A 16,099-nucleotide genomic window follows, 5' to 3' on the forward strand; every position below is an offset into this window, starting at 1 on the left:
ATCACGCAAGACGCTCCTTCAATCGGCGTTCAATACTCGGCGTCACGAAGGCGGAGACATCACCGCCCAGACGGGCAATTTCCTTGACCAGGCGCGACGCGATCGCCTGGTGACGCGGATCGGCCATCAGGAACAGCGTCTCGATATCGTCATTGAGCTGCTGGTTCATGGCGACCATCTGGAATTCATACTCGAAATCGGACACGGCACGAAGCCCGCGAACAATCGACTGGGCGCCGATTTCCTCGGCAAAATGCATCAGCAGCCCGTCGAACGGGCGCACCTCGATATCGGCACCATCGGCAAACGGGGCGACCTCGGCGCGGACCATGTCGACACGTTCCTCGAGGCTGAACAGCGGATTCTTGCCCTCATTGACGGCAACCCCGATCACCAGGTGATCCACCAGCTTCACGGCCCGGCCGACAATGTCGATATGACCATTGGTCAGCGGATCAAACGTGCCCGGATAGAGCGCTGTGCGGATCATGACCAATCTCTCCCGGGCCTGATGCCCTCAAGGCGCCTGCCCGGCGCCCGGCCCTTGTCTGGCAGAAGGCCGGAGCGATTTCAATCACTCCGGCCCTTTGCTGGCTCTACTCGCCGGGTCCGGTCTCGCCCCCGGCGGCCGGACCGGCATCCGCATCGCCCGGGGCGGCAGGGCCGCCCTCGGCATCGATTTCTTCGACCGTTTCGCCATCATCGCCGGCATCCTGGATGCGCACGACGGCGACGACATTCTCGCCTTCATTCAGGCGGATAAGGCGAACACCGCGGGACGAGCGGCTGGCGATACGGACGGTATCGACCGGGAAGCGGATCAACTGACCGCCATCTGTGACGGCCATGATCTGATCGGCATCCTCGACCGGGAAACTGGCCGACAAGGGCACGTCGCGTTTGATGTCGGTGGCGGCGACGCCATTATTGCCGCGCCCCATCACCCTGAAATCATAGGCCGACGAGCGCTTGCCCATGCCGTCGGACCCGACGGTGAGGAGGAATTCCTCGGCCGCGCCGAGCTCGGCCAGGCGCTCGGTCGACAGGGCCGCTTCATCCTCGGCCTCTTCGTCGGGATCATGGTGGGTGAGATCGACGTCTTCCTCGTCACCCAGCGCGCGCCGCATGGCGGTGGCGTGCTTGAGATAGGTACGGGCTTCCGGCGAGGTCACGTCGACATGGTGCAGGATCGCCATCGAGATCAGCGTATCCCCGTCGGCCAGGCGGATGCCGCGCACCCCGACCGAGTTGCGGCCGGCGAAGATGCGGACATCGGTCACCGGGAAGCGGATCGCGCGGCCCTTGTGCGTGGTCAGGAAGACATCATCATCCTCGGTACACAGCACGACATTGACGATCTGGTCGTCCGCTTCCTCCAGCTTCATCGCGATCTTGCCATTGCGATTGACCTGGACGAAGTCCGACAGCCGGTTGCGGCGGACAGTGCCCTTGTTGGTGGCGAACATGACATTCATGTCGGCCCAGACGCTCTCATCCTCGGGCAGCGCCATGATCGAGGTGATGGTCTCGCCCTGCTCCAGCGGCAACAGGTTGATCAGCGCCTTGCCGCGCGTGTTCGGCGCGCTCAGCGGCAGACGCCAGGTCTTGGTCTTGTAGACCATGCCCCGATTGGAGAAGAACAGGAGCGGCGCGTGGGTCGAGGCGACAAACAGGGTCGAGATGAAATCCTCGTCCTTGGTCGCCATGCCGGACCGGCCCTTGCCGCCGCGACGCTGGGCGCGGTAGTCGGACAGTGCCGTTCGCTTGACATAGCCGCCATGGGTGACGGTGACGACCATCTCGTCGCGCGGGATGAGATCCTCGTCCTCGAAATCGAGCTCGGCATCAACGAATTCCGAGCGCCGCGGCGTCGCATAATTGTCGCGCACCTCGACCAGCTCGTCGCGGATCATGCCCAGCACCCGCTCGCGCGAGCGCAAGAGGTCCAGGAGGTCGGCGATCTGCTCGGCCAGCGTCGCCGCCTCATTGCCCAGCTCCTCGCGGCCCAGACCGGTCAGGCGGTTGAGGCGCAGTTCCAGGATCGCGCGGGCCTGTTCCTCGGTCAGGCGCAGCGTATTGTCCGCGCGCAGCATGGAGCGCGGATCGGCGACCAGTTCCACCAGCGGCGCCACATCGACAGCCGGCCAGTCGCGCGCCATCAATTGCTCACGCGCGGTCGCCGGATTGGGCGCCTTGCGGATGAGGGCGATGACCTCGTCGATATTGGCAACCGCCAGGGCCAGACCGATGATGACATGGGCCCGGTCGCGCGCCTTGTTGAGCTCGAACTTGGCCCGGCGCGCCACCACTTCCTCGCGGAAGCGCAGGAATTCCTTGAGAATATCCAGCGCACCCAGCAATTTGGGACGACCGCCGACGAGCGACAGCATATTGGCGCCGAAACTCGTCTGCAGGGGTGACCAGCGATAGAGCTGGTTGAGGATGACATCGGCATTGGCATCGCGCTTCAGCTCGATCACCACGCGCATGCCGTTGCGGTCGCTCTCGTCGCGCAGATCGGCAATGCCCTCGATCTTCTTCTCGCGCACCAGGTCGGCGATCTTCTCGATCATCGAGGCCTTGTTCACCTGGTAGGGGATTTCATGGACGATGATCGCCATGCGGTCCTTGCGGACTTCCTCGATCGAGGTGCGCGAGCGCATCACGATCGAACCGCGCCCGGTCAGCACCGCATTGCGGGCGCCCGAGCGGCCGAGGATCAGGCCACCGGTCGGGAAATCCGGACCGGGGATATAATCCAGCAGCTCGCCCTCGGTCAGGGCCGGGTTTTCCAGCAGCGCCAGCGTCCCGTCGATCACCTCGCCGAGATTGTGCGGCGGGATATTGGTCGCCATGCCGACGGCAATGCCGCCGGCGCCATTGACCAGGAGATTGGGGAAACGGGCCGGCAGCACGACCGGCTCCTGGCGCTCGGCCGAATAATTGTCGATGAAATTGACCGTATCCTTGTCGATATCGGCCAGCAGCGACTGGGCCACCTTCTGCATGCGCGCTTCGGTGTAACGATAGGCGGCGGGCGGATCGCCATCGACCGAGCCGAAATTGCCCTGCCCGTCGATCAGCGGCACCCGCATCGACCATTCCTGGGCCAGGCGGACCAGCGAGTCATAGACGGCCTGGTCGCCATGCGGGTGGTAGCGACCCATCACGTCACCGACGGCGGTGGCGCATTTGCGGTAGGACTTCTCGTGGGTCTGGCCGTTCTCGTGCATCGTGTAGAGGATGCGGCGGTGGACCGGCTTCAGCCCGTCACGCGCATCCGGGATGGCGCGCGAGACGATGACGCTCATCGCATAGTCGAGATAGGACGACTTCATCTCGTCCTCGATGGCGATATTGCCAATCCCGTCCGGCAGGGCCGGCGGCAGGCCGCCAGCGTTTTCGGGTCCGTTCTCGGGTCCCTCGTCCGGGGTGTTCGGCGTGTCGTCGTGATCGCTCAAGGCGGCCCTCTTTTCATTGTATCGCGAAGCCGGTCATGCTTGCCCCGACCGGCCCGTCACGAAAATCGCCGCCCTTCACCCAGCCTCGCGCGCGGGCGCGAATCGACAGCGTGAATCAGGCGGCTTTCCTGTCGCAGAGTCTTAACAATCGCGGGAGGGGAGAGCAAATGCGGGGGGCGGTTGGGGGGCAGGCACACGTCCCGCACTTTTTCCGACACTCACCCCGCCACATACCGTCATCCTGAAGAAAGTCAGGACCCAGTCTCGCAGACCCGATTTCGCCGAACCCTGCAATGACGTCGCGTCGCAGACTGGGTCCCGATTGTCATCGGGATGACGGTGGGTCCGGGGTTTCCAATACCCTTGTCATCCCGGGCGGAGCCCTGACTTGATCAGGGCGCAGATCCGGGACCCATACGCCCGGTGCGGCCAGCTTTCGCGATAATGGGTCCCGGCTCTGCGGCCTGCTTTCGCAGGCCATTCGGCCGGGATGACAAGCGGGTGGGGGACAGGTGACATATCTCTCTCCCCCGTCCACCCCGGCGCCGTCGCGCAGACCGATCCATACATTGCTTGTCAGCCAGCAGGCCGTATCGGGTTCTTCAGCTCAAGGGTGAAACCGCGAAGCGGCGGCTGCGCCGCCCTTGACCTGAAGAACCCGATACGGCGAACTCCCAGCAAGCAGATTATGGCAAGGTCTGCGCCGGGGCGCCTGAACAGAGCGGAAGCGGTTTTGGCACAGATCGATGCGCAAAAAGGCCGACGTGAGCCAGGAGATATCGATGCGGCAATATGGATCACCGATATTGATCGACGCCAGCGGGACTGTAGCGAAGCCCCTTTCCCCGGTGCAACGGAGCGGGAGCGCAGAGGTGCGCGGATACGACGAGGCGTTTATCCAGCGCCTCGTGCTCAACCACCCGGCGCTCTTGCCGCTGAACGAAATCGACCCAACCTGCGTCGATCCCGTTCCTGTTTGTGATGAGCTGCCCACGCGGGCCGGACCTATCGATGTATTCATGATCACTCCGACGGGCATGCCACTGCTTGTCGAATGCAAGCTCTGGAACAACCCCCAGGCTCGACGTGAAGTCGTCGGGCAGATCATCGACTACGCCAAAGAGCTTCAAAAGTGGTCCTACGAAGACCTCCAGCGAGCTTGCGCCGCGCGCAAAGGGGCGGACTTCGAGCTATTCAATTTTGTGGCCTCTTGCACGGGAAACCTCGATCAGAAGACGTTCACCGACAATGTCACCCGAAACTTGCGGGATGGCCGCTGCGTGCTCCTCGTTGTCGGAGACGGCATTCGCGAGGGAGTCGAGGCGATAGGCGAATACCTGACTGGATCAGGCGCATTGCAGTTCAGCTTCGGCCTTGTCGAACTGCCTGTATTCGAGACCACCGACGGGCAACGTCTCGTCACGCCGCGCACGTTAGCGAAGACAACCATCATAGGTCGATACGTGTTTGGCTTCGCCCCGGATGGCGCTCCCCGAATTATCGATGACGGCTCGACCGAAGAAGAAGAGCAAGACGAGACCGTAGACGAGGCCAAACGCCTCATCAGCGGCGAGAATTTTGCGTTCTGGACTGACGTGCTTTCCAACCTAGAACTGGACGATCGCTCACAAGAGCTGGCTAAACCAAAGACAAGCGAGACGATCAATTTCTGGCTTCCCGCGCCCCGTGGCGGCACCATGATCAAAGACAACTGGATCACCCTATATCTGGCCCGCAGCAGCAATCAGGCTGGAATTTTCTTCACAGGCACACGCACCGGCTTTGGTGGTGAAATTGCTCGCGCGATGCTTCCCGAAATCGAGGACATCCTGGAAGAGCTTGGCCCTGAGGCTCGGCAGACTGAGCCGAAGTCTGGAAAGATCAACATAGGCGAAGCGCATGTTCTTGGCCCGCTGCACGACTCCAACAATCGCGCGGAGTTGGTCTCGTGGATGCGCGAGCGTGTGAATCGATACGTCAACACCTTCCGGCCGCGAGTGGAGGCAATCGCGGAGACATTGGATTGATATCAACCTCGGTTTATCTAGCCAATTGATCAGTTGGGTCCTAGGTCATCGGGTGTTAAAAACGACAGTTTCTGAGATCAACGAGAACAATCGATTTGGAGCGCGCAAGCGCCCTGAGCCCCGCCTCACAACCAATCTCGAATTTCTTTGCCCCCCCCAACAGCCCCGGCCGCAGCGCGGCCGGGTCCATCGGCGCAATCACTCCACGCGGTAATTCATGAACTCGTCGCGGGTGACGCGGCCATCGCCATTGGTGTCGATCATGTGGAAGACGGCGGTGACGCTTTGTGCAGCCGTTTGCTCGGCATTGGCGATGACGCGGGCGAGATAGTCCGGCGAGGCGACGCCTTGCTGGGCGTCCATGCCGAGCTCGGCCAGGGCGGTCTGGACCGAGCCGGTCACCTCGGCGCGCAGTTCCGGGCCGAGATGGCCGTCGGCGGTGAGGCCGGCCTCCTCGAAGAGTTCGGCGAGGTCAAAATCCTGGCTGCCATCGCGGTCGACAGAGGCAAAGCTGGCTTCCGGATCATTCCGGTCCGCGTCGGCGGGTGATGTGGTTTGCAGACCGGTTGCCGCAGCGACAACCGAGATGAGGGCGAGAAAACTGGCAGGCATGGCGTACTCCTTGAAATTGAGACTGGGGAGCACCCGGCGCGGTCGGCGTGAACCGGAATAGGTCTCGACATAGGCGCGCAACACCTCGCTGGCTGTGACGCCCTGCGATTGGCAAGCCTGCATGAAGTCCTGCTTGGTCTGGTGACCGATGCGGATTTCCAGGAACTCGCTCTGTTTTTCACGCCGTTTCATGTCGTTTCCGACCCGCCAGGCGGGCCGACCCTTGTTTCACGCTGACATCCAAGTGCGAGCCGATCTGGCCACACCAGGCCGGCCAAGAAGAACCGATTTGCCGTCCCGACGCACGCCTTTTAACGTCCGGACACTGATTTCATTGATGAAATTTTGGTCAGGCGGGGGTGGGCGAGCACGGCCGGAGTACGAATGCACCTTTCCTCCCCGCCCTGCGGGGAGGTGGATCGCCCGAACGAGCGAGACGGAGGGGCCGCCGCAGGTGGTGTGCCACGCTCCCCCTCGCTTTGCCCCGCCCTCGCTTCGCCCCACCCTCGCTTCGCTCGGCCCCATCGACCCGAGGCTGCGCCTCGGGCCACTTCCCCACATGTGGGGAAGAAAAGATATCCGGGCCGGCCCTGCACCGCCGCCGTCACAAATCCTTGCCTTGTCGCGGCGGGCCTGCCTCACTAGGGCCGAAGCGGTTGACCCATACCACCGATCGGGGGCTTTCATGACGTTCCGTATTTTCACCATCGCCATGCTGACGGGCCTTATCGCCGCTTGCAGCCATTTGCCTGCACCCTTCACTGAACCGTCCACCGAACCGGCCGCCGAACGGGTTGCGGCGAACGCGCCGCCGGTTGTCATCATGATCGGGCTGGACGCGCTTCGCTTTGACGCGATCGACCGGCATGAGGCGCCCAATCTGCGTGCCCTCGCCGCGCGCGGCACGCGTCCCGAGCGCATGTATCCGGTGATGCCCACGAAGACCTTCGTGAATTTCTACTCGCTGGCGACCGGGCTTTATCCGGAACATCACGGCATGGTCTCCAACTCGCCCTGGGACCGGCGGCTGAACGAGACCTTCTCCAATTCCGGCGGCAGCCCGCAGGATCCGCGCTGGTGGGGCGGCGAGCCGATCTGGATCACGGCCGAGGAACAGGGCCTGCGCTCGCACATCATGTTCTGGCTCGGCTCGGAAGTGGAGATCAACGGCATCCGACCGACGGTCTGGCACCCTTACGAGCACAACAAACCCTATGAGGAGCGCGTAGCGGAAGTGCTGGCCTGGTTCGACGCACCGCTTGCCGAACAGCCGCGCTTTGCCGCCTTCTACATGGATCATGTCGACACGGTCGTGCACCGCGCCGGCGTCGAGACAGAGGCCGAGGGCGACGCCGTCGCCCGGGTCGATGCGCTGGTGGGCGAGCTGGTTGCAGGCCTCGAGGCGCGCGGCATGATGGACCGGGTCACGCTGATCATCGTCTCCGACCATGGCATGGTGAATGTCTCGACCGAGCGCTCGATCGCCGTCGATGAACTGGCCGATCTCGAGGGTCTGTTCATCGAGGAGTTCGGCGGTGAGTACGGCGCCGGTCTGGAACCCTTCCTCATGGGCTATGGCGATGCAGCGACCGTGGCCCGCATCCATGCCGAACTCCAGGGCGCCCATCCGCACATGCAGGCTTATCGTCGAGACGACATGCCGGCGCACTGGCATTTCGACCATCCCGATCGCGGGCCGGACCTGTTCATCCACGCCGATCCCGGCTGGCTGCTGACGCGCTCCGACACCGACCTCTCCAACCCCTATATCGCCAGCCTGCTGGCCACCCACGGCTATGACAATCATGCCGACACGATGGGCGCGACCTTCATCGGCGCCGGCCCGATATTCCCGCAGGGTACACGCCCGGCCGCCTTCGAAAACATCAATGTCTATGGCCTGATCGCCTGCGCACTGGACCTCGAGCCGGCGCCGACCGATGGTGATCCGGCGGAGGTTGAGCGCATCACGGGCGGACGCTGCCCGGCGCAATGAGGGAGATTGCGATGACCGGAATGAACCGGCGGACCGTGCTGACCGGCCTGGCGGCCTGCGGCCTCCCCGCTCCGGCATGGGCGGCGCAACAATCCGGCGAGACGGCCTGGCAGGTCATGGCCGCCCTGCCCCGCCGCGTGCAGGAAATCTATCCGGGCCTGCTGGATGGACGCCTCTATCTCGCGGGCGGGCTGGAGGCGCGCAACGGTGCGAATGTCGACTCGATCAGCGACCAGCTCTTCGTGCAGCACGCGCCCGCCGACCCGGCCTCGCCCTGGGAGACCCGCGCCCCGCTGCCGGAACCGCGCCACCACCCCAATCTCGTCGGGCATGACGGCTTCGTCTACGCGATTGGCGGCTTCCGGGCCGGTGATGGCGGCATCTGGGAGATGATCCCCAATACAACGCGCTACGAGCTGGCGCGCGATGAATGGACCGAAATGGCGCCCATGCCGACGCCCTATGCCGAGACCTGCGCGGTCTCGCTGGGCGGATTGATCCATGTCGCCACGGGTCGTCAGCCCGATGGCGAGGCCAATGCCAACTGGCCCGATCATGGCGATCGCGGCGACCATCTCGCCTATGACGCCGCGGCCGACAGCTGGTCCCGCCGGGCGCCCAATCCCAACCCGCGAAACTCGGCCGCCGGTGTCGTGCTGGACGGTCGCTTCCATGTCGTCGGCGGCCGCCGGGTCAATGCCGGCAATGAAACCCATCACGAGGCCTATGATCCCGTCACCGATGCCTGGCATCGCCGCGCCCCCCTGCCCCAGGGCCAGGGCGGTCTGGCGGCGGCGGTCGCCGGAGGCCGGATTCATGCTTTCGGCGGTGAGTATTTCGACAATGGCGGCGGGGTTTACCCGCAGGTCTGGGTCTATGATCCGCAGGCCGATGCCTGGCAGGCCGGTCCGCCCATGCTCACCCCGCGCCACGGCCTCGGCGGTGTCGGTCTGGATGGTGCGATCTATGCCATTGGCGGCGCGTCGAGCGCCAGCGGTCGCAATACGAGCGATCTCGTCGAACGCCTTATCCCGGCTTCGTGATCATCAGCCAGACAAGCGCGATCAGCGCCGCAAAGGCTGGCCAGCCGAGCGCGAACCAGATCCGCATCAGCCGGTGCACGGCCTCGGGAATGGCAGGACCGTCGGCCTCGGCCAGCAGGCGCTTCACCCGCATCTGGATCCACACAACCGGCAGCCAGCACGCCCCGATGAAGAGATAGAGCGCCACGCTCGCCACCAGCCAGGGCGCGGTCAGGGACCAGCCGGCCACATGGGCCAGGGCGAGACCGGAGACGGGTTGCAGCACGACAGCACTCGCGGTGAACACCCAGTCGGCCAGCACGACATGGCGCGCGACCAGGGCAAAGCCGGCCCGCTCGCCGCTGCGCCAGGCCATCAGCATGAAAAAGGCAATCGCCGCGCCCGATCCGAACAGGACGGCTGCGCCGAGGATGTGGATCAGCCGCAGAACCGGGTAGAGCTCCATCAGCGCTCATCCTCGGTCGCAGCAATCATCAGCGCCAGCGCCATCATCGGGAAGACCTTGAGAATGGGGCCCAGAGCATCGGCCCACAGGCCCGGCAGGGTCACGCTGAGCGTGGCAATATAGGCAAAGCTGCCAGCGATCATGATCGCCGAGAGCAGGCGTACCCGCCACTTGGCCAGCATGCCAAGCCCCATGGCGATGTCGAACAGGGAACCGAACCACAGGACGGGCGGCCGGGCAGCTGCGGAAAATCCGCCGTCCGCGAGGATGGAATAGGCGTGATCCCTGGCGATGGTCAGCGCCAGCACCCCGGTCATCAGCCAGTAAAGCCCGAGGACCCAGCGCGCCAGAGGCCGGGCAAGGCCGAGCCGGGCGTGCCAGCGGTCCTGCAGCCCGGCCGGGTGGGCGGCGAGCCAGTCATGGAAGCCGCGCGGGGTCGCCCCGGTCGTTGCGAGCCAGGCTGACGGATCGCCCTCAACGTCGAAATCGAGCTGTTTGAGCGCATTCGAGCGCATCGAGGTGCGCACGCCCATCCAGCCCAGAAGGTCGCCGAACAGGAAGGCCGGGCGCGCCAGCCATCGTGGCACGGCCCAGATCCGGCTGTCGCCGAAGCCGAGCCAGCGCCGATAGCTGCGCACAGTGTCAGCAAGGCTGACCCGTTCCGGCCCGGCAAGGTCAAAACAGGTACGGGTCGGCGCGTCAGGCCTGAGGAGGTCCGCAATCGCGGCGCACAGATCGTCCATGCCGATCGGCCGGAAGACCTGCCCGCCGCCAGCCACCGGGGTGACGAAAGGCAGGCCGCACAGGCTGCGCACCAATGCCGTCCCGCCATAGACATTGCGGGCGATGACCAGCGAGGGCCGCAGGATCAGCCAGTCGAGATTGCAGGCCTTCAGCGCCGCTTCGCCAGCCAGCTTGTCGCGCGCATAGCCGGACCGGGCGGCCGCGTCGACACCGACAGCAGAGATGTGCAGGACGCGCGGCACGCCGGCCAGCTCGCAGGCCGCAAACAGGGCGGCGGCGCCATCGACATGCGCCTTGCGGCTATTGTCACCGAGCCCGTCCTGCAACACGCCGACGCAATTGATGACGGCATCGACATCGACCAGGCGGGGGATCCAGTCCTCCGTCGTGTCGCAACGAAAATCGCACGCCACCCAGTCCAGCCAAGGCGCCCTGCGACGCGCTTTCGTCACGCCGCGCGCGGCAGCGATGACGGCATGGCCTTCGGCGTGAAGACGGGCCGCAAGATGCGACCCGATAAACCCGCTGGCTCCGGCAATCAGAATGCGCATGTCCCCACCCCGCCTCAGCTGCACCGCCAGTCTAGACGGCGCAAGCGGGGAGGGAAGCCGGGGTGTCAGCCTATTGGCGCTGATAATGGGAGATTGCGTTTTCCAGCGAGAAGCTCATGCCGGTGGTCCGGCCCCGCGCGTCCCGATGAAGATCGATCCGGGCGAGCCCGACTGTCTCCTCGATCGCCGGTATCAGGAAGCATGTCGGGCTGAGCGGAACCAGCTCGAAAAACTGCTCGGTGCCGGCTGCGCCGACCGACAGCGCTCCGTCCGTCGCGCGGATCTCCAGATCGTTCTGGAAGAAGCGCCCGACCATTTGCTGGCGCAAGGCCAGCGGGAAGCTCTGGTCGAGCGTGTAGGTACCGGCATAGTCGGCGAGCAGACCTTCAGGTAGGTCGAGGCCGGGATCGATGACCGGGGCGTTGATTGTCCAGTTCATCGTGTCGGAAACGGCATTGCGGATCTCGTTGATCAGGGCCCGGCCGCGCGCACCATTGGTGAGGATGACCAGCCCTTCCCCGCTTTGCGGATGCCCCTCGATCCAGGTCTGGTAGGAATTGTTGGCTCCGCCATGATGGAAGAAGAAGTCCTGCGCCAGGCCGGTGACACGCGGCCCCAGACCATGTTCACCCGGCGCCACCCGGGTCAGCATCTCGATGGCGAGCGGTTGGGGCAGATAGCGCCCCTGGCCGTGATAGTCCGCCATCAGCATCGTCACCAGACGGCCCAGATCATGGGCACTGGTCCAAAGCCCCGATGCAGCGGCTTCCGGCATCGCCTCGTATCCGCGCGGCAGGGCCGCCGGCGCGCCGAGCCGGTCATGGGCCCGGGCAATATTGCCATGGGCCTGCGGCAGCGGATTGGCAAAACTCGACCGGTCAAGCCCGAGCGGGGCGAAGAGATGGGCGGCAGCGGCCTCCTGGAACGGGCGCTCGAGAACATCACTGACGAGCAGCTGAACCATTGTGTAACCACCACCGGAATAGCGATAGCGCGTGGCCGGGGCATGCTCGCGCGCCAGCGGCGCATGCGTGGCCGGCGCCTTGCCGTCGAGCGTCTGGACGGTCGTTGGCAGCGCCTCGCCGGGCTGGAAGTCGGCAAAGCCGTGCAGGTTGAACCCGGCGGTGTGCGACAGGAGGGCCCGCAGCGTCACCGGCGCCTCCGGCGACATGTCGCGCTCGGCCGGCAGCTGCCAACGGGTCAATTGCGCGCGGACATCCCGGTCCAAGTCCAGCTCGCCCTGCGCCACAAGGTGCAGGATCAGGCTGGCGGTGGCGACCTTGCTCACCGAACCGGCGGAGAAAACTGTGTCGGCGGTCACCGGGTTACTGCCTCCAGCCTGCAGGACGCCATAACCGGTCGCCAGCACGATGTCGCCATCGGCAATGATAGCGATGGCGACACCGGGGACGCCGTAATGGGCCATGCGCGCCTCCAGCGACCAGGTTTCATCGGCGACACCGGTCACGACACGCGGCCGCAGCGCCTCGACGAAATCGGCCGGCTCGGTCTGGGCTGCGGCTGACGGACCGGGAAGGACGGCGAGGCTGAAAGCAAGCATGACAAAGGGGTTCGCCAGACCGGCGAAAGACGGGCGGATCATCCAACTCTCCTGTTTCGCTTTGGGGGTGGTGTGTGGATCGACCGGGTCGGGCCCGGCCGATCCGCCGGCTCAGCGCGTCGGCTCATTGTGCTGGGCGCCGCGGGCTTCGAGCCAGGCCGCGATCCGGCCATGACCGGTCCGACGGGCCTCGCTCAGCGGCGAGCGATAAATTTCCTGGCCATTGCGGTCCGTGGCCCGCACCGTCAGGGAGAGATCGGCCCCGGCCGCGACCAGGCGCTCGATCACAGCAAGATGACCCTGCTGGGCAGCATTCACCAGCGGGGTTTCGTCACCGAAGACATAGCCGTCCGGATCGGCCCCGGCGCCGAGCAGCAGATCAACCGTACCGACCCGGCCATGCAGCGCGGCCGCGATCAGCGGATTGCCGTCGCCGGACTGGCCCGCATCCACATTGGCGCCGGCAGCGAGCAGGCGCTGGACCAGATCATCACGGCCGCGGGCCGCCGCAGCGATCATCGGATTGCCGTCACCATCAACACCAAGATCGGGATTGGCGCCGGCATCGAGCAGGGTCTGGAGCGTCTCGGCATCGCCGGACCGGACCGCCGCGATCAAGGCCGTTCCATCGCCGCGGTAGCGGACATCCGGATTGCCACCCTCGGCCAGCAGCGTGCTGACCTGTCCGGCGCGGCCGCGCCGGGCAGCCTGGTAGAGGCGAGCGTCGAGACTGTAGCTATCATCGAGATGACGCAGCGGAGACGGACGGGTGTCGCTGCCTTCCATGGCGCGGGCCTCGCCGAATTGCGGTGTCAGTACCAGCGCCGTTGCGGTGAGGACGGGAAGAATGAGCGCGAGACGCATCGGGGTATCCTTTCTGTTGCATTCATCGGCAGCGGTCAGCCGTCCGACACGGTGGGCCAGGCTCGAGCGTGCCGGCGCAGCGGCCAGCGCGAGAGAGGCTTGACGGGTGTTCGAGGCAGCGGCCTCGATCAGGGCGAGGGCCAGATCGCGGGGCCGACCGGTGATCCGGGCAGCGTCCCGGTCGCACAGGGTTTCCCGGTTGCGTTCCAGATGATCCATCAGCGGCTGCAGCGGCAGAACCCACCAGAAAACGGCGTGCAATCCCCGCAGCGCCAGCACGGTCCATGCATCGCCGCGGCGGGCATGGGCGATCTCGTGCTCGAGCACCGGCAGGGCTGCCTGATTGAGCATGAAGCCGTCAGGCAGAAGGATTTGCGGCCGCCGGTAGCCGGCCAGCATGGGCGCCGTCACGGCCTCGCTGGTGGCGAGCGGGAGTGGGGCTGACAGGCTCAAGGTCTCGGGACAGTCCAGCGGGCTTGCGGCGGAGCGCATGTGATGAAGGGCAAGAAAGTCGCGCGCCAGACGCACGGCCATGGCGACGAACCCGATCAGCCAGAGCAGCAACAGCGCTCGGAAAACGGGCCTCCACATGTCGGACACCGGCCTGTCTGCCCGGTCTTCCGCAATCCCGGCCGCACCAGGCAGCCCGCCGGCTCGCGGCCCGGCCGCCTGCGCCAGGCTGGTGATCGACGTGTTGGCTCGCGTCAACTCGGGCGGGGCGAGCGGCGTTTCCGGTGCGGTGCGCAGGGCCAGAAGGCAGACCAGCGGAATGACGACCAGCGCGGCCAGGGCCAGGTCATGCCGTTCGCGCACAAGGGACGCCGGCAGCAGACGATCCAGTCCGGTCACCAGGACCGCAAACATGGTTGCGGCGACCCCGCTAGCCAGGCCGGCGAGCAGCACGGTTTCGAGCGTCATGATTGCCCCTCCCCGTCCTCATCATCAGTGACCGGCCGGTCACGGACCTCCCCCTGCAACACGGCGGCGCGCAGGGCGTCGATATCATCGAGAGTCAGCTTTTCCTCGCGCACGAGATGCTGGGCGAGGCTTTGCGCCGAGCCGCCAAACAGGGACCGGACCAGTGAGCCGAGGGCCTGGGCTCGTGCACCATCGCGGCTGAGAAGGGCGGAATAGATATGGGCGCGCCCGGACTTTCGAAACCCGACATAACCCTTGTCGGTCATGATCCGGATCGTGGTCAGGACGGTGGTGTAGGCGAGTCCGTGTTCGGCGCTGAGGGCATCGGTCACCTCCCGGACACTGGCTTCGCCGCGCTCCCAAAGAACGGTGATGATGCGCTGCTCGGCATCAGTGAGTTGAGGGGATGCCGGACGGGCCATCTACGAATTCCTTAGTTGATGGTGACAAGGTGCCTGCGCCACCCGGACATCATCAACTAAAAAATTAGTAATTGAGCATGGAAGGGCCGGGATCTCATTCCCGATCGCCTTGCCGAGCAGGCCTGGACGCCCGCCTTCCTAGTCGTCCGTTGCCACGATCGTGGCACGCATCATCTCCAGATTGCTCTGAATGTTTGCCGTGATACGCGCCTCGATGGCCGGCCAGCGATTTTCCACCATCAACCACTCGTCACCGCTCAATGTCTGTTCATTGACGGCGGCGAAATAGGCATTCGACCCGAAGGAACACGCCCACCAGGGCGAGTTGCCGCCGCTGAATGCACTGCCGGATTCAAGGATGGTTTCGATGGCCGCGACGGTCAGTTCGGGACGCTCGGCCATCACCGAGATGATCGCTTCACCGGCATAGGCCGACGCTTCATTGATGATCTCGATCGCGGATGAGTCGAGGCAGCGCGCCGCATCATACATGGTGCGAACGCGGCCAAGAAAATAGGCCTGGATGGCAAAGGCCGGATCGGAATCGACCGTCATCCGGGCCAGCTCGAACATGAAGAGTGGCGGAGAATCGTGCCGTGCCAGCCACAGGCGCTGCGCCAGCTCATCAGGCGGAATCTCGGTCTGGGTCTGGAGCTGGCTGAGCGTGCCCAGCGCGTCGCCCCAGGCCATGTCGCCGACCACGAAATGCGCTTCACCGCCCTCGATCGGGATCACCACGATCCCGGGCGACCGGGCGTTGGCGTCGCCGGTCGCATCCTGGGCCAGCACCGCCCCCGCCGCCGAAGCGGCAAGCAGGCCGGCGCCGATCAGGCCGGTCAGGCTAGAACGGAATTTCATCATCGAGATCAGCATTGCGGAAATCTTCCTTCGGACCGTCCATCGAGCGCTGGCCGCCACCGGAGCCGCCGCCCATTTCCTCGTAGCCGCCGCCACCGCCGCCGGAACCACCCTCATTGCGACCGTCGAGCATGGTCAACTCGCCACGGAAACGCTGCAGCACGACCTCGGTGGAGTATTTCTCCTGGCCATTCTGGTCGGTCCATTTGCGGGTCTGAAGCTGGCCCTCGACATAAACCTTGGAGCCCTTCTTGAGATAATTCTCGGCGACCTTGGCGAGATTGTCGTTGAAGATCACGACACGGTGCCATTCGGTCTTCTCGCGGCGTTCGCCGGAGGACTTGTCGCGCCAGCTTTCCGAGGTCGCGACCGAAAGATTGACGACCGGATCGCCATTGTTCATGCGGCGGATCTCCGGATCACGTCCCAGATTGCCGACCAGAATTACCTTGTTCACGCTTCCCGCCATCGCCCGTTCTCCATCCTTGCTGCCCGGTCCTGTTATCAGGGGCAACCCAGTGTTCACATTCTGTTCCGCAGGTCAATTCACGCCTGCGAGTCACGGTGATTTGAGAGGAGGCTGGCGACAGAGTCCAG

The 16,099-nt window shown here is 64.9% G+C and carries 13 protein-coding genes; 3 read left to right on the forward strand and 10 right to left on the reverse strand.

The genetic code is table 11. The annotated features are described in order from the left end of the window. Nucleotide 1 precedes the first annotated feature (1 nt). Together coaD and gyrA are read right to left on the reverse strand one after the other, a co-directional pair. Nucleotides 2–487 carry a pantetheine-phosphate adenylyltransferase gene (gene coaD, locus QZZ02_RS05415; protein ID WP_366511503.1) on the reverse strand — a complete coding sequence of 162 codons (486 nt, stop codon included), beginning with the start codon at nucleotides 485–487 and terminating at the stop codon, nucleotides 2–4. Nucleotides 488–596: 109 nt separating this feature from the next. Then, nucleotides 597–3,389 (reverse strand): DNA gyrase subunit A, encoded by a 2,793-nt coding sequence (gene gyrA / locus QZZ02_RS05420; protein ID WP_366511504.1) that lies wholly within the window; start codon nucleotides 3,387–3,389, stop codon nucleotides 597–599. Between the two features lie 818 nt (nucleotides 3,390–4,207). Between gyrA and QZZ02_RS05425 the strand changes: the two genes are divergently transcribed. Beyond that, nucleotides 4,208–5,488, forward strand: a complete 1,281-nt coding sequence (locus tag QZZ02_RS05425) for a hypothetical protein (protein WP_291842878.1) — start codon at nucleotides 4,208–4,210, stop codon at nucleotides 5,486–5,488. A 198-nt stretch (nucleotides 5,489–5,686) separates the two neighbouring features. On the opposite strand, the gene QZZ02_RS05430 is transcribed toward QZZ02_RS05425, so the two are convergent. After that, nucleotides 5,687–6,292, reverse strand: a complete 606-nt coding sequence (locus QZZ02_RS05430; protein WP_291842879.1) for an EF-hand domain-containing protein — start codon at nucleotides 6,290–6,292, stop codon at nucleotides 5,687–5,689. 493 nt (nucleotides 6,293–6,785) lie between these two features. On the opposite strand from QZZ02_RS05430, the gene QZZ02_RS05435 reads away from it, so the two are divergent. Further along, complete coding sequence (locus tag QZZ02_RS05435; RefSeq protein ID WP_291842880.1) at nucleotides 6,786–8,096, forward strand: nucleotide pyrophosphatase/phosphodiesterase family protein; 1,311 nt, start codon at nucleotides 6,786–6,788, stop codon at nucleotides 8,094–8,096. A gap of 11 nt (nucleotides 8,097–8,107) precedes the next feature. Further along, entirely contained in the window at nucleotides 8,108–9,139 is a 1,032-nt protein-coding gene (locus QZZ02_RS05440; protein ID WP_291842882.1) for a kelch repeat-containing protein, read from the forward strand. Here QZZ02_RS05440 and QZZ02_RS05445 read toward each other — a convergent pair. The 7 genes from QZZ02_RS05445 to ssb form a co-directional block, all read right to left on the reverse strand. After that, nucleotides 9,123–9,584 (reverse strand): DUF2269 domain-containing protein, encoded by a 462-nt coding sequence (locus QZZ02_RS05445; protein ID WP_291842883.1) that lies wholly within the window; start codon nucleotides 9,582–9,584, stop codon nucleotides 9,123–9,125. The two genes, QZZ02_RS05440 and QZZ02_RS05445, sit on opposite strands and share 17 nt — an antisense overlap. Continuing rightward, complete coding sequence (locus QZZ02_RS05450) at nucleotides 9,584–10,879, reverse strand: SDR family oxidoreductase (RefSeq protein ID WP_291842884.1); 1,296 nt, start codon at nucleotides 10,877–10,879, stop codon at nucleotides 9,584–9,586. The genes QZZ02_RS05445 and QZZ02_RS05450 overlap by 1 nt, the downstream gene beginning before the upstream one ends. 70 nt (nucleotides 10,880–10,949) lie before the next feature. Continuing rightward, nucleotides 10,950–12,482 (reverse strand): serine hydrolase domain-containing protein, encoded by a 1,533-nt coding sequence (locus QZZ02_RS05455; protein WP_291842885.1) that lies wholly within the window; start codon nucleotides 12,480–12,482, stop codon nucleotides 10,950–10,952. A gap of 69 nt (nucleotides 12,483–12,551) precedes the next feature. Next, a complete protein-coding gene (locus QZZ02_RS05460) occupies nucleotides 12,552–14,222 on the reverse strand; it encodes a M56 family metallopeptidase (protein WP_291842886.1) in 1,671 nt (556 codons plus the stop codon). After that, nucleotides 14,219–14,644 carry a BlaI/MecI/CopY family transcriptional regulator gene (locus tag QZZ02_RS05465; protein WP_291842887.1) on the reverse strand — a complete coding sequence of 142 codons (426 nt, stop codon included), beginning with the start codon at nucleotides 14,642–14,644 and terminating at the stop codon, nucleotides 14,219–14,221. Before QZZ02_RS05465 ends, QZZ02_RS05460 begins: the two co-directional genes overlap by 4 nt. Nucleotides 14,645–14,782: 138 nt before the next feature. After that, nucleotides 14,783–15,502 (reverse strand): hypothetical protein, encoded by a 720-nt coding sequence (locus tag QZZ02_RS05470; protein WP_291842889.1) that lies wholly within the window; start codon nucleotides 15,500–15,502, stop codon nucleotides 14,783–14,785. Next, a complete protein-coding gene (ssb, locus tag QZZ02_RS05475) occupies nucleotides 15,486–15,971 on the reverse strand; it encodes a single-stranded DNA-binding protein (protein ID WP_291842890.1) in 486 nt (161 codons plus the stop codon). Before ssb ends, QZZ02_RS05470 begins: the two co-directional genes overlap by 17 nt. Nucleotides 15,972–16,099: the final 128 nt, after the last annotated feature.

The organism is Maricaulis sp. (genome assembly GCF_015665295.1).
In the GTDB taxonomy this organism is placed as follows: domain Bacteria; phylum Pseudomonadota; class Alphaproteobacteria; order Caulobacterales; family Maricaulaceae; genus Maricaulis.